The sequence below is a fragment of the Mycolicibacter sp. MU0102 genome (assembly GCF_963378105.1).
Classification (GTDB): domain Bacteria; phylum Actinomycetota; class Actinomycetes; order Mycobacteriales; family Mycobacteriaceae; genus Mycobacterium; species Mycobacterium holstebronense.
This window is the reverse complement of the sequence record NZ_OY726398.1, coordinates 3,360,348-3,379,812: the sequence shown is the minus strand read 5'-3', so window position 1 is coordinate 3,379,812 and position 19,465 is coordinate 3,360,348. Positions and strand designations below refer to the sequence as shown.

Genomic DNA, 19,465 nt, shown 5'->3' with positions numbered 1-19,465 from the left:
TGGTCACCGGCGCATGTGGGTGCGCTCCAGCAGAGTGATCCGCTGCCAGCTGAACAGTGGAATCCGCAGCTTGTCGACCGGGTGGCCCCAGAGATTACGGTCCCGTGCACCGGATTCGGCTCCAGCGCCGCCTGCCGTGCCGAGCACCGCGACCAGCGCCGCGATCTCGGCGTCGGTGGGGTTGCCCCGCAGCACCTTGATGTGCGGTTCGGCGACCGCAGGAGTCTCCTCGACCGCAGTGGTGGCTTCGTTCTCGTCGCTCACAAGCTCACTCCACTCGTTCCGCTCACAGGGGAATGTTTCCGTGCTTCTTCGGCAGCGGCTGGACGATCTTGCGTTCCAGCAGCCGCAGCGACGTCGCGATGTAACCGCGGGTGTGCGACGGCGGGATCACCGCGTCGACGTAGCCCCGCTCGGCGGCAACATAGGGGTTCACCAGCGTGTCCTCGTACTCCTGCTGGAGCTGCAGGCGCAGCGCGTCGACGTCGTCGCCGTTCTTCGAGGCCTCGGTGAGCTGCTGGCGGTAGACGAAGCCGACCGCACCGGAGGCGCCCATCACCGCGATCTGGGCCGTCGGCCAGGCCACGTTGACGTCAGCGCCCATCTCCTTGGAACCCATGACGCAGTACGCGCCGCCGTAGGCCTTGCGGGTGATGACGGTGATCTTGGCGACGGTGGCCTCGCCGTAGGCGTAGAGCAGCTTGGCGCCGCGCCGGATGATGCCGTTGTATTCCTGCTCGGTGCCGGGCAGGAAGCCGGGCACGTCGACCAGCAGCACGATCGGGATGTTGAAGCAGTCGCAGGTCCGGATGAACCGGGCGGCCTTCTCCGAAGCGTTGATGTCCAGGCAGCCGGCGAACTGGGTCGGCTGGTTGGCCACGATGCCGACGGTGCGGCCCTCCACGCGGCCGAAGCCGACGATGATGTTCTGCGCGTAACCGGCCTGGACTTCCAAGAACTCGTCGTCGTCGAGGATCCGGGTGATGACCTCGTGCATGTCGTACGGCTGGTTCGGCGAGTCCGGGATCAGCGTGTCCAGTTCGAGGTCCTCGGCGGTGAGGTTGTCCTCGATGGCACCCTCGGCGGCTGGCACCGGGAAGTGCGGCGGGTCGGCGTAGTTGTTCGGGGGCAGGTAGCTCAGCAGGTCGCGGACGTAGTCCAGCGCGTCCTGCTCGCCGGAGGCGACGTAGTGCGCGGTGCCGGACTTACCCATGTGGGTGTGCGCCCCGCCCAACTCCTCCTGGGTGACCTCTTCGCCGGTGACGGTCTTGATCACGTCCGGGCCGGTAATGAACATCTGGGAGGTCTGATCGACCATCACGATGAAATCGGTCAGGGCGGGGGAGTACACGTGACCGCCGGCCGCCGCACCCATGATCAGCGAGATCTGCGGGATCACGCCCGAGGCCAGGATGTTGTTGTGGAAGATCTTGCTGTAGAGGCCCAGCGAGACCACACCCTCTTGGATGCGGGCGCCGGCGCCGTCGTTGATCCCGATCAGCGGCCGGCCGGTCTTCATGGCCAGCTCCTGGACCTTGACGATCTTCTCGCCGTAGACCTCGCCGAGGCTGCCGCCGAACACGGTGGCGTCCTGGCTGAAGATGCAGACCTCGCGGCCGTCGATGGTGCCGTAGCCGGTCACCACACCGTCGCCGAGCGGACGCTTGTCGGCCAGGCCGAAGTTGGTGCTGCGGTGCTTGGCCAGCGCGTCGAGCTCGACGAAAGAGCCCTCGTCAAGCAGGGCGTAGACCCGCTCGCGAGCGGTCAGCTTGCCCTTGGCATGCACCTTCTCCACAGCGGCCTCACCGACCGGGTGCAGGGTCTCCTCGGTCCGACGCTTGAGGTCGGCGAGCTTGCCCGCAGTGGTGTGGATGTCGACGACATGCTCGGCTTGCGCCTCTACGTGGGCCTCACCGGAGTGCTCAGTAACACTGGTCATAAGAAACGATCTTAAAGTGTGGGCCATCGGATCGCCCGACCGGACCGGCTAGGGAACGTCGTCGCCGTCTGGACCGTCCCGAAGCAGTTTTTCTCCGGTGGTGGTAGTGGTTGGTTCGGGGTTGGCCTCGGTTCAGGTGGGGTGGGGGCAGGGTTTGGGTGGTGCCGTCGTGGCGCTTGCGGGTTTTCCAGCCGCCTGAGGTGATGAGCTCATGGTGGAGGCCGCAGCGCAGGGTGAGTCCGTTGATGTCGGTGCGTCGTGTTTTGGCGTAGTCGTCGTCGTGGTGGACTTCGCAGTAGTAGCCGGATATGGGGCAGTTGGGGTGGCTGCATCCTCGTTCTTTGGCGTAGAGCACGATGCGTTGGGCCGGTGAGGCCAGGCGTTTGGTGTGAAACAGGGCGAGTTCTTTGGCGCCGTCGTAGATCCGCAGGTAGTGGTGTGCGTGGCTGGCGATGGCGATGACGGCGGACATGGGGAGCCAGGTGCCGCCGCCGGTGTGGGCTTTTCCGGTGCCGGTTTCCAGGTCGGCCAGGGTGGTGGAGACGATGATGGTGGCCGGTAATCCGTTGTGCTGGCCTAATTCTCCGGAGGCGAGCAGGGCGCGGCCCATTGCGGTGAGTGCGTCGTGGTTGCGTTGGGAGGCACTGCGGGTGTCGGCATCGATCTGGGTTTGAGTCGGCGTGCCGGCGGTGCAGGCGATGTCGTCGTTGGGGTTGCACATTCCGGGGGCGGCCCAGCGGGCCAGCACCGCATCCCAGGTGGCGCGGGCTTGCGGGTCCAGGTAGCCCTTGATGGGGGTCATGCCATCGCGGTCCTGGGGGCCGAGGGTCAGGCCGCGGCGTTTGGCGCGGTCTTCGTCGGTGTAGTTGCCGTCGGGGTGCAGGTAGTCGGCGAGGCGTTGGGCAATTTTGCTCAGTTCGTCGGGGCGGCACTGCCCGGCCAATTCGGCCAGCTGGTGCTCGGCCTGGACCAGGGTGCCCGCGTCAATGCCGTCGGGCAGGTAGTGGAAGAACGAGCGGATGACGCCGATGTGGGCGGCCCCGATCTGGCCCTGTCGTTGGGCGGTGGCAACCTCCGGCAGCACGGGTTCTAACGGTTCGCCGGTCAGGGTGCGGCGGGGCCCTAGTTCGGCGGCTTCGGTGATGCGGCGGGCGGATTCACCGCGGGTGATGTGCAGTTCGTCGGCGAGTACCCAGCGGGGTTTGTCGCCGAGTTCGGCGGGGTCGGTGGTGGCGATCCGATTGACCAGGGGGTGTTCCACTGCGGGGAGTCGCCGTCGCAGCCGTTCGCAGCGCTGCAGCAGGGCCAGGCATTCCCGCGGGGTCAGTGCGTCGAAGTCCAGTTCCAGCGCCCGGTCCAGATCGGCGGAGAGAGCGTCGAAGGCTTCGACGACCTCTTCCCGGCTATTCGAACGCATGTGCTAATGGTAGCTCCGGGGTCCGACAGGGCGCAGAAATCATCCACAGCCAAAATCGCTGTGACGCAAGTGAATGCAGTGACACAACCTCAGAATTCAGGCGTCGGATCAGGCGGCGGCGGTTCCGGGCTCTGGTGGCGCGGTGACTTCCTTGACGAAATCGCCCAGGTAGCGGATCGCCCGTCGCCCCTCGGGCAGCACATCGGCCGCCAATGGGAAGTCGTGAACCTGGCCCTCCCAGAGATGTAGATCGCAACGCACGCCGGCGGCGTCCAGCCGCTGCGCCATGGCTTCGGCGTCGGGCAGCAGCAGCTCGTCGGTGCTCGCGTGGATGGCGACCGGCGGCAGCAGCGACAGATCGGCATCCATCGGCGACGCGGCGCGGGCGCGGAGCAGGTATCGGGTGAAGGCCATCAGTGCCTCGCACGGGAACATCGCACAACGTCGGGCGTTGCGGTGCTGAAGCTTTGCGGTGGGGTCTGCATCGGTGAACGGTGAAACCGTTGCTATTCCAGCAGGTTTCGCCAGATCGGACTGCGCGGCTGCCAGGGCGGTCATGAAAGCCAGGTATCCGCCAGCGGAATCGCCGGCGATCACGATCTGCTCCGGGTCGTAGCCACGGCGAAGCAGCCAGCGCAGGCCGCTCAGGCCGTCTTCGACGGCGTCAGCGATCCGGTGTGCGGGCAACATTCGGTAGTCGATGTTGAGGACGCTGGCATCGGCTGCCCGGGACAATCGAGTTACCAGCGAGCGGTGGGTATTAAGTCCGCAGGTGAGAAAAGCCCCGCCGTGCAGATAAAGGATGGCCCGCTCCGTCGAGACGCCTGCCGGCTGAATCCGTTCGGCGACACAGTAGCCCAGGCGGAAGCGCTCGACGCGCGCTGTCTGCCGGCGCGGCACCATGCCGGCCAGTCGGTCGACCGATGCGAGCGGCCACGCCAAGTCTGGTCGGACTGCCCACGCGCGCACCAGGTTCTTCACCACGAATCGGCTGGCCAACGACACGGCGACTGATTGTGCGCTGTGGCGGCGGTGAATTCGCCTCGTCAACAAACCCCTGGTGACCATGCCGATCACCTCCTCTACCCGTTCGATTACCCGCGCCTCGGGCGTTTCAACCGGCGTGGCTGCAGCGCTGGTGAGTAAGCTGGCGAAATGAGTCTTGTGCCACGGCCGCCGCTGGATGTGACCGCTCTGCGGGACGGACTGACCGGGCCGAACGGGCCATGGCGCGCCGTAGATGTCGTCGAGGACACCGGTTCCACCAACGCCGATCTGCTGGCCCGCGCCGCGGCGGGCGAAGACATCGCCGGCGCCGTGCTGCTGGCCGAACATCAGACCGCCGGCCGCGGGCGTCACGGTCGACACTGGAGCGCCCCGGCGCGCAGTCAGCTCTCACTGTCGGTGGGGATAGCCGCAGACACCGTCCCGACATCGGGTTGGGGCTGGCTGACTCTGGCCACCGGTGTCGCGGTCGCCGATGCGATCGCCGAAGTTTCGGGTCTGCAGGTCGGCCTGAAATGGCCCAACGATGTCAACGCGGGCCCAGACAAGCAAGGCAAGCTGGCGGGCATTCTGGCCGAGGTGGCCGCTCCCAAGCAGGTGATCGTAGTTGGGCTCGGGCTCAACGTGACCATGACCGCCGAGGAGGCCCCGGATCCGGCGGCGGTCTCACTGGCCATGCTCGGAGCTGCGGTAGTTGACCGAAACCTCTGGGCCGACAAGGTTCTTCGTCACCTCGCAATGAGGGTCGCGGCCTGGCGGGCGGCGGGCGGAGCCGACGACGCGCTGGTGTCGGACTACCGGCGGCACAGCTGCACCCTGGGGGCCCAGGTGCGCGCCGACATACCCGGCGGCCAACGGGTGGAGGGAGTCGCCGAGGCCATCGACGACACCGGCCGCCTGGTGATCAACACCGGGGATGGCACCGTGACGGTGTCGGCCGGCGACGTCACCCGACTCCGGCCCACCGGCTAGGTCCGGCCGTGGGTTACCCGGAGAACGTGCTGGCCGAAGACGAGCAGGTGGTGTTGCACCGGCACCCCCACGTCAAACGCCTGATTCTGCCGGTGCTGGCGCTGTTGCTGGTCACCGCCTGCGCCTCCTTCGCCGCTGGGTTCGTCAACACGCGGGCCTGGGATCCGACTGCCAAGAACGTGGTCTTCGGGGTGATCTGGGCGATCTGGCTGGTCGTTTTCGGCTGGCTGACACTCTGGCCGTTCCTGAGTTGGTTGACCACGCATTTTGTGGTCACTGACCGACGCGTGATGTTTCGGCACGGGTTGTTGACCCGCAGCGGAATCGACATCGGCCTGGCGCGGATCAACAGTGTGGAGTTCGTGCATGGGTTCATCGACCGGATCTTGCGAACCGGGACGCTGATCATTGAGTCGGCGTCACAGGAACCGTTGGAGTTCTACGACATTCCGCGCGTGGAGCAGGTCCACACACTCCTCTATCACGAGGTTTTCGACAGACCGTCCGCCGGCGGTTGATGACGGGGCGGACGCCGGAAGAGCGTCACCACGCCGGTGTCCGGGCCGCCCTCCAGGGCGTCTTCGATCGCCTCGGCGAGCGCGCCGGTCTCGATCGTCGCGTCGAGTGCGGCGTCGGTGCTGCGGGCGAACTCGTCGGGAAAGACCCAGCGGCGGAACGCCCAGAACCGGAACGCCATTTGCAGCAGGTTGCCGATGATGTAGGCCGAGACGAAGTCCGAGAGGTTCTCGATGGTCAACGACACCATGGGTGCTCGCAGCCCGAGCACGTAGCTGGAGAACCACAACGGGGCCATGGACAGCACCACGCCGACGCCGCTGACCCCGAAGAACAGCAGGGCCTCGTGGTGGCGCTCACGACCGCCCCGGTCCTTGAAGCTCCACTCCCGATTGAGGATGTAGGAGGCGATCACCGCGACGATCCCCGAGATCACCTTGGCTGTGACGGGCTTGGGCGACAGAATCGTGAGCTTGAGGGTGTAGAACAGCGCGGAGTCGATGAGGAATGTGGTCGCGCCGACGATGGCGAACTTGATCAGCTCATGATGGCGTTCGGCCAGCGGACGGATGACCCGCGGCAGACGGGCAATCGTGGCGTCGGTAAAAGACACAAGTTGCCAGTGTACGGACTCGGCCCCATCTGCGCCTAACGACTGCATAACGACCTCGGGCGCCGCACTTGCGATCGCCGCGGCGCCGACGTGAAACGATATTGCCCGTGTCGAACCCTCCAACCACTACGCCGCCCACGGGCGGACGCAGCCCCCTCGTCGCCATGGTGGGCGGCGGCCAGCTGGCGCGGATGACTCATCAGGCTGCGATCGCGCTGGGGCAGCGGCTGCGGGTGCTGGCCGCGGCGGCCGACGAGCCGGCCGCCCAGGTCACCCCGGACGTGGTGATCGGATCGCACACTGACCTCGATGACCTGCGCCGGGCCGCGGCCGGCGCCACCGTGCTCACCTTCGACCATGAGCACGTCCCGGGCGAGCTGCTGCATCAGCTGATCGCCGAGGGCGTCAACGTCGCGCCTCCGCCGGCGGCGTTGCTGCACGCCCAGGACAAGCTGGTGATGCGCCGCAAGCTGTCGGAGCTGGGGGCGCCGGTGCCGCGGTTCGCCGCGATCGAGACGCCCGAGGACCTCGATGACTTCGCCGCCCTGACCGGTGGGCCGATGGTGGTGAAGGCGGCCCGCGGCGGCTACGACGGACGCGGCGTGTCCATCGTCGATGACGTGGCCCAGGCCCGGGCCGTCGTCACCGAGTATCTGGCCGCAGGCGTGCCGGTGCTGGCCGAAGAGCGGGTTGCGATGCGCCGGGAACTGTCGGCGCTGGTGGCTCGGTCACCGTTCGGCCAGGGTGCGGCATGGCCGGTGGTCGAGACCGTGCAGGAAGACGGAATCTGCGTGACGGTGATCGCGCCCGCTCCCGATCTGTCAGACGAATCAGCTGCTGCTGCACAACAATTGGCGCTGCGGTTGGCCGACGAGCTGGGTGTGGTCGGAGTGCTTGCGGTCGAGCTTTTCGAAACCGTCGACGGGCAGGTGCTGGTCAACGAGCTGGCGATGCGACCGCACAACTCGGGGCACTGGACGATGGACGGTGCGGCCACCAGTCAGTTCGAACAGCATCTACGTGCAGTGCTGGACTATCCGCTCGGTGCCACCACACCGGTTGCGGCGGTGACTGTGATGGCCAACGTCCTGGGCGCCCCGCAAACGCCGGCGATGACGATGGACGAGCGGCTGCACCACCTGTTCGCGCGCTATCCCGACGCCCGAGTCCACCTCTACGGCAAGGACGAACGACCCGGCCGCAAGATCGGCCACATCAACCTGCTGGGTGAGGAGACCAAGGACTCGGCGAACCTGCGCGAGCGGGCCGAAAGCGCGGCACACTGGTTGTCGCACGGGGAATGGAGCGATGGATGGGATCCGCATGAGTGAGCACAAGCCCGGTCCCCGGGTCGGCGTGATCATGGGCAGTGACAGCGACTGGTCGGTGATGGAAGAAGCGGCCCTGGCGCTGGCTGAGTTCGAGATCCCGTTCGAGGTCGGGGTGGTCTCGGCGCACCGCACCCCGCAGCGGATGTTCGACTACGCCCGCGACGCCGCCGGCCGCGGTATCGAGGTGATCATCGCCGGGGCGGGCGGTGCCGCGCACCTGCCCGGGATGGTGGCTTCGGCCACACCGCTGCCGGTGATCGGGGTGCCGGTGCCGCTGGCCCGCCTGGACGGCATGGATTCTTTGCTGTCGATCGTGCAGATGCCAGCTGGCGTGCCCGTGGCCACTGTTTCTATCGGCGGCGCACGCAATGCAGGTTTGCTCGCTGTGCGTATTCTGGGCTCATCCGACGCCGCGCTACGGGCCCGCATGGCGGCTTTTCAAGACCAGCTGGCCCAGAGCGTGCTTGCGAAGGACGCGATGCTTCAAGGTAAAGTTACCGGCGAGTAGCTTAGGAGGCTGTGATGGCTGGGTGGGCCGGGAATCCCTCGTTTGATCTGTTCAAGTTGCCCGAGGAGCACGATGAGTTGCGGGCGGCGATTCGGGCGTTGGCGGAGAAGGAGATCGCTCCGTACGCCAAGGATGTCGATGAGAAGGCCCGGTTCCCCGAAGAGGCTCTGGCGGCGCTGAATGCGTCGGGTTTCAACGCCGTGCACGTCCCGGAGGAGTACGGCGGGCAGGGTGCTGATTCGGTGGCGGCGTGCATTGTGATCGAAGAGGTCGCCCGGGTGTGTGCGTCGTCGTCGTTGATTCCGGCGGTGAACAAGCTGGGCACGATGGGTTTGATCCTGTCGGGTTCTGACGAGCTCAAGGCGCAGGTGTTGCCGGGCTTGGCGGCCGGTGAGGTGATGGCCTCCTACGCGTTGAGTGAGCGTGAGGCTGGCAGTGATGCCGCGGCGATGCGCACTCGGGCCAAGGCCGATGGTGATGACTGGATCCTCAATGGCTCCAAGTGCTGGATCACCAATGGTGGTAAGTCGAGTTGGTACACGGTGATGGCGGTCACTGACCCCGACTTGGACGCCAATGGGATTTCGGCGTTCATGGTCCACATCGACGATGAGGGCTTTTCGATCGGGCCCAAGGAGCACAAGCTGGGCATCAAGGGCTCGCCGACCACCGAGCTGTACTTCGAGAACTGCCGTATTCCGGGTGATCGGATCATCGGTGAGCCCGGGACCGGGTTTAAGACCGCGTTGCGCACCCTGGACCACACCCGCCCGACCATCGGCGCCCAGGCCGTCGGCATCGCGCAGGGCGCGTTGGATGCGGCAATCGAATACACCAAGGACCGCAAGCAGTTCGGCAAGAACATCAGCACCTTCCAGGGCGTGCAGTTCATGCTCGCCGATATGGCGATGAAGCTGGAGGCGGCGCGGCTGATGGTCTACTCCGCCGCGGCGCGCGCCGAGCGCGGTGAGACCGGTTTGGGTTTCATCTCCGCGGCCAGCAAGTGCTTCGCCTCCGATGTCGCCATGGAGGTCACCACCGATGCGGTGCAGTTGTTCGGTGGGGCGGGTTACACCACGGACTTCCCGGTGGAGCGGATGATGCGTGACGCCAAGATCACCCAGATCTATGAGGGCACCAACCAGATCCAGCGCGTCGTCATGAGCCGACACCTACTGCGCTGACCCCAAGTGATGACAAACCGGATCGACATCGTCCGCGCGGCACGGCATGCGTTCGTCGACACGGTCGACGGGCTCCCGGACGCTGAATTCGACCACGGCACCACCCTGTGCGCCCAATGGTCGCCGCGTGACGTGCTGGCCCATCTGATGGGTACCTCCGAGATCGGCAGATACCTGCGTGCCCCGTGGCGATTGCACAAGATCAACGCCGAAGTCGTCACGGCGGGACGTGGCCGCGACCGGGCCGAACTGATCGCCGCCGCCCGGTGCTGGGCGCAGGTACCCGATCGCGCGGTGGCCGGGCTGCTGCTGGGCGACTTGGCGATGCACCACCAGGATGTGCTGCGCGGGCTAGGGCGTAGCCGGGAAATCCCGCCCGTTGAAGAGGCCGCGATCCTTTCCGAAGGCGTGAGCCTGACCGCGCAGAAGCTGCAGGCGACCCTGCTCCGGTATCGGGTCGAGCCCACCAACGGGATCGGCCGGCCCCGCGGCCGCGGCACCGTTGTCCGCGGCACCGCAGAAGCGCTGGGCCTGTGGCTCGGCGGCCGCAACATATCCGATGTCGAGATCGGCTGAAGCCGTTCGCGCGCATCGGTGAACGCACGAATGCGACAGCCCTAAGATTGGCAATCGGCGCTGTCCGCCCCACCTAGGAGAGGCTTCATGCCAGGACTTCTTCCCGCGGTCGACCCCGACGGATTGCTCGAGTACTCCGTCGTCTACACCGACCGGGCCATCAACCACATGTCCGCGCGCTTCCAGGACGTCATGAACGACGTCTCGGCGATGCTGCGCGAGGTGTACCACGCCGACGAGGCGGTCGTCGTGCCCGGCAACGGAACGTGCGGCATGGAAGCGGTCGCACGCCAGTTCGCCAACGACGCAGACGTGCTCGTCGTCCGGAACGGGTTCTTCAGCTACCGGTGGAGTCAGATCCTTGCGACCGGCCGCATCACCGACCGTGTCACCGTGCTCAAGGCCCGTCCGACCGGCGACGGCGACCAGGCGCCCTTCGCTCCCGCGCCCATCGACGAGGTCGAGGAGGCGATCGCGCGGATCCGGCCGGCGGTGGTGTGCGTTCCGCACGTGGAGACCGCCAGCGGAATCCTGCTGCCCGACGACTACCTGACGCGCATCGGCACGGCGACGGCCGCGGTCGGCGGCCTATTCGTCCTGGACTGCATCGCCTCCGGCGTGGTCTGGGCGGACATGGCGGCCCTCGGGGTGGACGTCCTGGTGACCGCGCCACAGAAGGACTGGAGTAGCGAGCCGGGCTGTGCCATGGTCGGCCTGTCCAACCGCGCCGTGGAGGTCATGGAGCGCACCCAGAGCACCAGCTTCGCGCTGGACCTGAAGAAGTGGCGCGAGATCATGGTGGCCTACGAGAACGGTGGCCACGCCTACCACGCAACGATGCCGACCGGTGTGATCAGCAGGCTTCGCGATGCCATGGCCGAGACCCGCGACCGCGGCTTCGATGCCGTGCGCGAACAGCAGTTCGCGCTGGGACGCAAGGTCCGTGCGCTGCTGGCCGAACGCGGCTTCCCCAGCGTGGCCGCACCCGGCTTCGAAGCGCCCGGCGTGGTGGTCAGCTACACCACCGACCCAGACATCCGCACCGGGCGAAAGTTTTTGGCCCAGGGTCTGCAGACCGCAGCGGGAGTGCCGCTGCAATGCGATGAGCCGGCGACGTTCAGCACCTTCCGAATTGGACTGTTCGGCCTGGACAAGTTGGCCGATATCGAGGGAACGGTGGCGCGACTGAGCTCCGCGATCGACCGGATCGCCTTGGCCTGATCCGATGTCAGAAGGTAACGCCGGCACGTCGAGCATCTACCTCGCCGCCGCCGAGGGCGGCTCCGGTAAGTCCGTGCTCGCGCTGGGCCTGCTGCACCTTCTGGCCGCCTCGTCGACCCGGGTCGGCGTCTTCAGGCCGGTCGTGCGATCGCTGGACGAGCCCGACGGGCAACTCGAACTGCTGCTCGCCCATGCCACCGCCACCATCGACGACCACAGTGCCTGCCGTGGCGTGACCTACCAAGAGGTCTTCGCCGACCGAGAGGCGGCGCTGGGCGAGATCGTCGCGCGATTCCACGAGGTCGCCCGGCACTGCGACACCGTATTAGTGGTCGGCAGCGACTACACCGACGTCGTCAACCCGAGCGAGTTGACCTTCAACGCCCGCGTCGCGGTGAACCTGGGGGCGCCACTGGTGCTGGCGATCAACGGCCACAACCGCGACGCGCAGGCCATCGCCGAGATCACCGAGCGTTGGCTGGCCGAAGTGGCTGCGGTACACGCCCATCCGGCAGCGGTGATCGCCAACCGTTGCGACCCGGACCGGCTTGCCGATGTCACCCAGGAGATCTCGGTACGCCTGGCCGGCGCTGACATTCCGGTGTTCGCGATTCCGGAGGTGGCGCTGCTGTCTGCCCCGACCATGGCCGAACTCTGCGCCGCGCTTCAGGGCACCGTCTACAGCGGCGACCCGGAGTTGCTGCGCCGCGAAGCGCTCAGCGTCATGGTCGGTGGCATGACCGCCGAGAACATTCTCGATCGGCTGTCCGAGGGGCAGGTGGTGATCGTGCCGGCCGACCGCTCCGACGTGCTGCTGGCACTGGTGAATGCCCATGAGGCACAGGGCTTCCCGTCCCTGGCCGGAGTCATCCTCAACGGCGGTCTGTTGCCGCACCCGGCGATCGACAAATTGGTGAAGGGCCTGCGGCCTACGCTGCCGCTGATCGCCACCAGCCACCGCACCTACGACACCGCCGAAAGGGTGTCGCGCACCGGCTCGAGGATCACCGTCGGTGCGTTGCGCAAGATCGACACCGCGCTTGCCCTGGTCGCCGAGCACATCGACGGCGCCGAGCTGGCCGAGCGGATCCGGGTGCCGGCGTCGACCGTGATCACCCCGCAGATGTTCGAGTACCGGCTGCTGGAACGGGCCCGAGCCGACCGTCGCCACATCGTGCTGCCGGAAGCAACCGACGACCGGATCTTGTTGGCGGCCGGGCGGCTACTGTCACGTGGGATCGTCGACCTGACCCTGCTCGGTGTGGAAGGCGCGGTGCGTCAGCGCGGAGCCGAGCTGGGCGTGGACCTGGATGCCGCGCGGGTGATCGACCCCGAGACCAGTGACCTGCGGGATACGTTCGGCGCCGAATACGCCCGGCTGCGCGCGCACAAGGGCGTCACCGAGGACCGCGCCCGCGAGATCATGCGCGACATCTCCTATTTCGGCACCATGATGGTGCACTCCGGGATCGCCGACGGAATGGTGTCGGGTGCAGTGCACACCACGGCCCACACCATCCGGCCGGCGTTCGAGATCATCCGCACCGCGCCCGGAGTGTCCACGGTGTCCAGTGTGTTCCTGATGTGCCTGTCCGACCGGGTGCTGGCCTACGGCGACTGCGCGGTGGTGCCCGATCCGACCGTCGAGCAACTCGCCGACATCGCCATCTCCTCGGCGGCCACCGCGGCCGCGTTCGGCATCGACCCCCGAGTCGCGCTGCTGTCCTACTCGACTGGCGAATCCGGCTCCGGCGCCGGCGTGGACAAGGTCCGTGCCGCAACACAATTGGTGCACGAGCGTCGCCCCGATCTGCTCGCCGATGGTCCGATCCAATACGACGCCGCGGTCGACGCGGGAGTCGCAGCGGCCAAGATGCCGGACTCGCCGGTGGCGGGGCGGGCCACCGTGCTGGTGTTCCCCGACCTCAACACGGGCAACAACACCTATAAGGCGGTGCAGCGCAGTGCCGGTGCGATCGCAATCGGTCCGGTGCTGCAGGGACTGGCCAAGCCCGTCAACGACCTGTCCCGCGGTGCGCTGGTGGACGACATCGTCTACACCGTGGCCATCACTGCGATCCAGGCGCAGGGAGTGACTCCGTGACTAAAACCGCGTCCGGTCTGGTGCTGGTGCTCAACTCCGGGTCGTCATCGATCAAATACCAATTGGTCGACCCGGTGGCCGGGACCGCGGTGCTGTCCGGACTGGTCGAGCAGATCGGCGAGGACGACAGTCCGGTGCCCGACCACGCCGCCGGCCTTCGGCTGATCCACCGGCAGCTCGTCGACTCCGGCATTGACCTAGCCGCTGTCCGCGCCGTGGGACATCGGGTGGTGCACGGCGGCAATCTGTTCCACGCACCCACACTGATCACCGACGCGGTGGTGGCCGAGGTGGCGCGGCTCGCCGAGCTCGCCCCGCTGCACAATCCGGCCAACGTGATCGGGATCGAAGTGGCCCGCAGTGACTTTCCCGACGTCCCGCACGTGGCCGTGTTCGACACCGGGTTCTTCCACTCCCTGCCGGCGGCCGCGGCCAGCTATGCCGTCGACCACGACGTCGCGACCCGATACGGCGTCCGCCGCTACGGATTCCACGGCACTTCACACGAATACGTCTCCGGTGAGGTCGCCGCCGTGCTGGGCCGTGAACCCAGCGACCTGAACATCATCGTGCTGCACCTGGGCAATGGGGCCTCGGCTTCGGCGGTGCAAGGAGGGGTGGCCGTCGAGACCTCGATGGGTCTGACCCCGCTGGAGGGTCTGGTGATGGGGACCCGCAGCGGTGACATCGACCCGGGCGTGCTGTTCCACCTCAACCGCACCGCTGCGATGGGTGTCGATGAGCTCGACGAGCTGCTGAACCGCCGCTCCGGGCTCAAGGGGCTGTCCGGGGTCAACGACTTTCGGGAGCTGCTGGAGCAGCGGGAGGCCGGCGGCGCGCTGGGTGAGGCCGCCGGGCTGGCCTATGACGTCTACATTCACCGGCTGCGCAAATACGTCGGCGCCTACCTGGCCGTGCTGGGCCGCGTCGACGCCATCGCCTTCACCGCTGGGGTGGGGGAGAACGCGCCCAGCGTGCGCGAGGACTCGCTGGCCGGCCTGGACGGGCTGGGCATCGTCGTGGATCCCGAACGCAACCGCACCGGTAAGGGCGCCCGAATCATCTCCGCCGACGGATCGCGCACCATTGTCTTGGTGGTTCCCACCAATGAAGAGCTGGCGATCGCGCGGGCTGCGTGGCTGTTCGTGTGATCGCCACCCGCGACCGGGACCCGGTGGCTCCGCTGTGGCGGGCCGCGCAGGTGTTTCGACTGCTCAGTTGCCTGTACGCGCTGGGGTTCCAGCTCGCGATCAACGACGACCTGCGCCGGCCCGCGCTGGCCTGGGCCCTGTTCGCGGTGCTGATCGGTTTCAGTGGCCTGTGCGCGGTCGGCTATCTGCGCGGGTTCGCCCGTCGGCCGGGATGGGTGATCGCCGAGATCGTTGTGGTCGTAGCCCTGATGCTCTCCACCGAGGTGATCGCCTCCCGGCAGTGGGAACTGGACAACCAGAGCTGGCCGACGACACTGTGGGCCAGCAACGCCACCATCTCGGCTGCCTTGCAGTTCGGTTCGACCGGCGGCATGGCCGCTGCCGCCGTGGTGACCGCGTCCAGTGCTTTCGTGAAGGGCTATGTGAGCCTGAACTTCGGTCGCAACGCCACCATGATCGTCGAGCTGGCGCTTGGCCTGGCGGTCGGCATGGCTGCCCAGACGGCGCGGCGGGCCCACGACGACCTGCAGCGGGCGACCCGGCTGGCCGCGGCCACCGAGGAACGCGAGCGGCTGTCGCGGCACGTCCACGACGGTGTCATCCAGGTGTTGGCGCTGGTCACCCGAAAGGGGCGCGAAATCGGCGGAGCGGCAGCCGAGTTGGCTGAACTGGCCGGCGAGCAGGAACGTGCGCTGCGCCGGCTGGTGAGTTCCCCGAACGTGACCCCGAACGATGAAGCCACTGATCTTCGGGCGCTGCTGGGCCGTCGCGCGGACGACCGGGTGACGCTGAGCCTGCCCGGCACCCCGGTGCTACTGGAACAGCGCACGGCCGCCGAGCTCGACGCCGCCGTCGGCAATGCTCTGGATAACGTGCGGGCCCACGCCGGTGCGCACGCCCGAGCGTTCGTGCTCTGCGAAGACCTGGGCGAGACGGTGACCGTCAGCGTGCGCGACGACGGTGTCGGCATCGCCGCCGGGCGGCTGGAAGAGGCTGCGCGCCAAGGTCATGTCGGGGTGTCGAAGTCGATCGTCGGCCGGCTTGCGGCATTGGGTGGCAGCGCCGTGTTGCACACCGAGGCCGGGGAGGGAACCGAATGGGAACTGTCCATCCGACGGTGATGGTGGTCGACGACCATCCGATCTGGCGGGACGCCGTCGCCCGCGACCTGGCCGATTCCGGCTTCACCGTGGTCGCCACCGCCGAAGGCGTAGACGCGGCGCGGCGCCGGGCCGCAGCCGTGAAACCCGACGTGGTGCTGATGGACATGCGCCTGGCAGACGGCGACGGGGTGGCCGCGACTACCGCGGTGCTCGACGTTTCCCCGGCATCTCGGGTGCTGGTGCTGTCGGCCTCCGACGAACGTGAAGACGTGCTGCAGGCGGTCAAAGCCGGCGCGATCGGTTACCTGGTCAAAAGTGCCTCACGCGAAGAGCTGACCGATGCGGTGCACGCCACCGCGGCCGGCCGTGCGGTGTTCACTCCGGGACTGGCGGGGTTGGTGCTGGGCGAATACCGGCGCCTGGAGCGCAGCCCGGACGCCGGGCCCGCCACCCCCGCACTGACCGAGCGGGAGACCGAAGTGCTGCGTCACGTGGCCAAGGGCCTGTCCGCCAAGCAGATTGCCGAACGACTCTGCCTGAGCCATCGCACCGTGGAAAACCATGTCCAGGCGACATTCCGCAAGCTGCAGGTCGCCAACCGGGTGGAGTTGACCCGCTACGCCATCGAACACGGGCTGGACAGCTGACCAGCGAAGTCGAGTAGTCCTACTCATCCGCTTTCCACCGGAAATGCGGCATCGTTGCTCGCGTGACCGAAACACATGCCGTGCTGCACCGGCTTACCGCGGAATGCCACGCGTTGTCGTGGCAGCTCTACCGGGTCTCGACTGAACTCGCCGAACTGGACCGGGCGCTGCACACCCCGGTTCCCCAGTTCGTCCCAACCGCCCCGATGGGGCCGGTGGCCCCGCCTGCCGTGCCGGTTCGACCGGCCCCGCCGATCGCCATGGAACCGAAACCTGTTACCGCGGCGGGCGACTCGGGCTGGATCGGCAAAGTACTGGCCGTCGCCGGAGTCGCCGTGACCCTGGTCGGGGTGGTGCTGCTGCTGGTGCTGGCCGCCCAAGCCGGCATCCTGCGCCCGCAGATCCGGGTGGCCGGCGGCTTCGCGCTCTCGGCCGTGCTGGTCGGCGCGGCCTGCCGGCTGCACGGCCGGCCGGGTGGACGGACCGGCGCCATTGCATTGGCCGCCACCGGGATCGCCGCGGCCTACCTGGACATCATCGCGATCACCGCCTACTACCAGTGGATCCCGGCAGCCGTGGGCCTGGTGATCGCGGCCACGGTCGGCGGGGCCGGCCTGGCGCTGGCGCGACGCTGGGACTCCGAACACCTCGGGGTGCTGGTGCTGGTCCCGCTGATCGGTCTGGCCCCGATCCTCACCGGCGACGTCGACCTGCTGCTGATCGGATTCCTGCTGGCACTGTCGGCGGCGGCGCTGCCCGTGCAGCTGGGCAAGGACTGGACCGGGATCTTCGCGGCCCGCAGCGCGGCCGCCACGCTGCCCCTGCTGTTGGCGCTGGGCGCCATCAGCGGCGACGGCTGGCTGGTCGGCGGCGCCTGCGCCGTGGGCGGGCTGCTGTCCGTCGTCAGCGGACTGTTGGTGCTGCCGACCACCACCAGGCCGGCGGCGATCGCGCTGCTGACCGCCGCCGGAACGCTGCCGGTGTTGGCGGCCGGAGCCGCGGTGGATCAGGTGCCGGCCACGGTGCTGACGGCCACGCTCTCGGTCGTCATGCTGGCGGTCGTCGGAGTACACCGGGCACTGCAGCCGGTCGTCGTGCAGGTCTTCTCGGCACTGTCCGCGGTTGCCGCGCTGATCGCGGTGACCACCGCCCTGCACGGCTCGGTGCTGGCCCCGGTGCTGCTGGCGATGGCCGTCGTCGTCGGGGTAGCCGGCCGGACCGGTGGCGTGGCCCGTTGGGTCGCAGCGGGATTCGGATTCGCCGGGGCGATCGTCTACCTGCGCTACGCAGCGCCGGACTATCTGATCAGCGCGACGACGATGTCGAGTGCGGACACGGTCTCCACGCTGACCGCCAGCCTGCTGATGATCGCGCTGGTGGTCGTCATGGCGCGCGCATACGCCGCCGCCCCCAACACGAACCCCGCGAATACACCGATCCTGGCCGTGGCCGGCGGGGCGCTGATCGGCTACGCCGTCACCGCGTTCACCGTCACCGCGGGTGTCGCGATCGGCGGTACCGGAGGCGGGTTCCTGACCGGCCACATGGCGGCCACGCTCTGCTGGATCGTGATGGCAGCGGTGTTGTTGCGCTATGCGTTGCGCCTCGACGACCGCGGCGCCCGTACCTGGGCGATCACCGCCGGCCTGGCGCTCACGGCGGCCGCCACCGCGAAGCTGTTCCTGTTCGATCTGGGCACCCTCGACGGCATGTTCCGGGTCGCGGCATTCATCGTCGCGGGGCTGCTGCTGCTGGGGATGGGCACCGGCTACGCCCGCAGCCTGGCGCAGCAGGACGAGAGGTGACCGGCGATGACCATCCTGCTGGGCTTCCCCAACCCCAACGAGCTGGCCGCGGCCACACCGGCCGGACGCGATCGCGCCCTGGACGTCATGCGCATCACCGCGCTGCTCGGCGTCGTGGTCGGCCACACCGTGATGGCCACCAGCACGATCCGCGACGGCGTGCTGATCTGGGACAACCTCCTGACGGCCACACCCGCGCTGGCGTGGCTGACGTGGGCCTTCCAGGTCATGCCGCTGTTCTTCTTCGCCGGCGCCGCCGCCTGCCTGACCACCTGGCGGCCCGGGGGCGAATGGGGCCCTTGGCTGATGAAACGTTGCATCCGGTTGTTCCGGCCGGTCTTTTACTACCTGGGGTTCTGGGCTGCCGCCTTGGCGGTGCTGCGCCCGCTGCTGCCGCAGCACGTCTACGAACCGGTCGCCGGCGTCAGTATTCAACTGCTGTGGTTCCTCGGCGCCTACGTGCTGGTGCTGGCCGCGATGCCATTGCTATACCGGATCACCACCGCCGGAACGCTTTTCGTCGGCGTCACCGCGGTCTATGCAGCGATCGGCGTGATCGACGCACTACGACTGCAGCACCCGGCGCTGGCGCCACTCGGCTATCTCAACCTCGCCGTCTGGCTCATCCCCGCCATGTTCGGTGTCGCCTACCGGCGAGCACTGCTGCCGCGATGCGCGGCGCTGGCGATCGCGGTGTTCATGGTGGCGATCGACGTCGCGCTGGTGCGGTTCGGGCCCTACCAACTGAGCATGGTCGGCACCGGTGACCACCAGCTGTCCAACACCAGCCCGCCGTCCCTGCTGCTGGCCGGGCACGCGATCGCCATGAGCGCGCTGGCGATCTGCGCCGCGCCGGCGATCACCCGATGGGCGCAACGGCCCCGGGTCTGGTGGTTGACCGCGGTCGGAAACTCCGGGGCCATGACGCTGTACCTGTGGCATATCCCGGTGCTGCTGGGTGTGCACCTGGTCTTCGACCAACTGGGCTGGGCCCGCTACCCGGGTCAGCCGCACTTCGTCGCCATCAGCGTCGCGCAGTTGATCATCGTGGCGGCCGCCGTAGCGCTGTCATTCGTGGTGCTGCGGCCGCTGGAGAACAACCCGCTGCCCGGCTGGGACGCTCCGATCTCGGCGGCGCCGGGCCGTGGCACCACCGCGGGCCTGCTGCTCATGATGGCCGGAACGGCAACGCTGGTCGCGATCAAATGGGGTCTCAAAGACGACGGGCTGATCTGCGTCGCGGTCATGCTGGTCGCGCTGATCAGTGCGCGGCTGCTGGTCGCCGGGGCCGGCGCGCCGTCATCGCACACCACGTCGCGGTCCTGACTCGGCGGCGGGGGAGTGCCGGTCGCACCGCATCCGCCCGTACCAGG

At 67.8% G+C, this 19,465-nt stretch carries 17 protein-coding genes and 1 pseudogene; 13 read left to right on the top strand and 5 right to left on the bottom strand.

Going from position 1 to position 19,465, the window contains the following annotated elements; genetic code table 11:
• Positions 1 to 3 precede the first annotated feature (3 nt).
• The 4 genes and pseudogenes from RCP37_RS15900 to RCP37_RS15885 form a co-directional block, all read right to left on the bottom strand.
• Positions 4 to 264 (bottom strand): acyl-CoA carboxylase subunit epsilon, encoded by a 261-nt coding sequence (locus RCP37_RS15900; RefSeq protein WP_308483996.1) that lies wholly within the window; start codon positions 262 to 264, stop codon positions 4 to 6.
• A 22-nt stretch (positions 265 to 286) separates the two neighbouring features.
• The gene (locus tag RCP37_RS15895) at positions 287 to 1,939 is read right to left on the bottom strand and encodes an acyl-CoA carboxylase subunit beta (protein WP_308483995.1); all 1,653 of its coding nucleotides are present in this window, start codon (positions 1,937 to 1,939) and stop codon (positions 287 to 289) included.
• A 48-nt stretch (positions 1,940 to 1,987) separates the two neighbouring features.
• Positions 1,988 to 3,356 (bottom strand): annotated as a pseudogene (locus RCP37_RS15890) (13E12 repeat family protein).
• A 108-nt stretch (positions 3,357 to 3,464) separates the two neighbouring features.
• Positions 3,465 to 4,424, bottom strand: a complete 960-nt coding sequence (locus RCP37_RS15885; RefSeq protein ID WP_308483994.1) for an alpha/beta hydrolase — start codon at positions 4,422 to 4,424, stop codon at positions 3,465 to 3,467.
• A gap of 87 nt (positions 4,425 to 4,511) precedes the next feature.
• Here RCP37_RS15885 and RCP37_RS15880 point away from each other — a divergent pair, with 87 nt between their 5' ends.
• Both RCP37_RS15880 and RCP37_RS15875 read left to right on the top strand, forming a co-directional pair.
• Positions 4,512 to 5,333, top strand: a complete 822-nt coding sequence (locus RCP37_RS15880; RefSeq protein ID WP_308483993.1) for a biotin--[acetyl-CoA-carboxylase] ligase — start codon at positions 4,512 to 4,514, stop codon at positions 5,331 to 5,333.
• An 8-nt stretch (positions 5,334 to 5,341) separates the two neighbouring features.
• A complete protein-coding gene (locus tag RCP37_RS15875) occupies positions 5,342 to 5,851 on the top strand; it encodes a PH domain-containing protein (protein ID WP_308483992.1) in 510 nt (169 codons plus the stop codon).
• Here RCP37_RS15875 and RCP37_RS15870 read toward each other — a convergent pair.
• Positions 5,815 to 6,462, bottom strand: coding sequence for a GtrA family protein (locus RCP37_RS15870; protein ID WP_308483991.1), 648 nt, complete (start codon positions 6,460 to 6,462; stop codon positions 5,815 to 5,817). The two genes, RCP37_RS15875 and RCP37_RS15870, sit on opposite strands and share 37 nt — an antisense overlap.
• Before the next feature lie 107 nt (positions 6,463 to 6,569).
• On the opposite strand from RCP37_RS15870, the gene RCP37_RS15865 reads away from it, so the two are divergent.
• The 11 genes from RCP37_RS15865 (at position 6,570) to RCP37_RS15815 (ending at position 19,418) form a co-directional block, all read left to right on the top strand.
• On the top strand, positions 6,570 to 7,793 hold the full coding sequence (locus RCP37_RS15865; protein WP_373693036.1) for a 5-(carboxyamino)imidazole ribonucleotide synthase: 1,224 nt from the start codon (positions 6,570 to 6,572) through the stop codon (positions 7,791 to 7,793).
• Positions 7,786 to 8,301, top strand: a complete 516-nt coding sequence (purE, locus tag RCP37_RS15860; protein ID WP_224972566.1) for a 5-(carboxyamino)imidazole ribonucleotide mutase — start codon at positions 7,786 to 7,788, stop codon at positions 8,299 to 8,301. The genes RCP37_RS15865 and purE overlap by 8 nt, the downstream gene beginning before the upstream one ends.
• 14 nt (positions 8,302 to 8,315) lie before the next feature.
• Positions 8,316 to 9,485: an acyl-CoA dehydrogenase gene (locus tag RCP37_RS15855; protein WP_308483990.1), complete on the top strand. Its 1,170-nt coding sequence runs from the start codon at positions 8,316 to 8,318 to the stop codon at positions 9,483 to 9,485.
• Between the two features lie 9 nt (positions 9,486 to 9,494).
• Positions 9,495 to 10,061: a maleylpyruvate isomerase N-terminal domain-containing protein gene (locus RCP37_RS15850; protein ID WP_308483989.1), complete on the top strand. Its 567-nt coding sequence runs from the start codon at positions 9,495 to 9,497 to the stop codon at positions 10,059 to 10,061.
• Between the two features lie 87 nt (positions 10,062 to 10,148).
• Entirely contained in the window at positions 10,149 to 11,282 is a 1,134-nt protein-coding gene (locus RCP37_RS15845) for an aminotransferase class V-fold PLP-dependent enzyme (RefSeq protein WP_308483988.1), read from the top strand.
• Between the two features lie 4 nt (positions 11,283 to 11,286).
• Positions 11,287 to 13,386: a phosphate acetyltransferase gene (gene pta / locus RCP37_RS15840; protein ID WP_308483987.1), complete on the top strand. Its 2,100-nt coding sequence runs from the start codon at positions 11,287 to 11,289 to the stop codon at positions 13,384 to 13,386.
• Positions 13,383 to 14,537, top strand: coding sequence for an acetate kinase (locus RCP37_RS15835; protein ID WP_308483986.1), 1,155 nt, complete (start codon positions 13,383 to 13,385; stop codon positions 14,535 to 14,537). Before pta ends, RCP37_RS15835 begins: the two co-directional genes overlap by 4 nt.
• Positions 14,537 to 15,658 (top strand): MacS family sensor histidine kinase, encoded by a 1,122-nt coding sequence (gene macS / locus RCP37_RS15830; RefSeq protein WP_308487113.1) that lies wholly within the window; start codon positions 14,537 to 14,539, stop codon positions 15,656 to 15,658. The genes RCP37_RS15835 and macS overlap by 1 nt, the downstream gene beginning before the upstream one ends.
• Positions 15,634 to 16,287 carry a response regulator gene (locus RCP37_RS15825; RefSeq protein ID WP_308483985.1) on the top strand — a complete coding sequence of 218 codons (654 nt, stop codon included), beginning with the start codon at positions 15,634 to 15,636 and terminating at the stop codon, positions 16,285 to 16,287. The genes macS and RCP37_RS15825 overlap by 25 nt, the downstream gene beginning before the upstream one ends.
• A 62-nt stretch (positions 16,288 to 16,349) precedes the next feature.
• Positions 16,350 to 18,092, top strand: a complete 1,743-nt coding sequence (locus RCP37_RS15820; protein ID WP_308483984.1) for a DUF2339 domain-containing protein — start codon at positions 16,350 to 16,352, stop codon at positions 18,090 to 18,092.
• 6 nt (positions 18,093 to 18,098) lie between these two features.
• The gene (locus RCP37_RS15815) at positions 18,099 to 19,418 is read left to right on the top strand and encodes an acyltransferase family protein (RefSeq protein ID WP_308483983.1); all 1,320 of its coding nucleotides are present in this window, start codon (positions 18,099 to 18,101) and stop codon (positions 19,416 to 19,418) included.
• Positions 19,419 to 19,465: the final 47 nt, after the last annotated feature.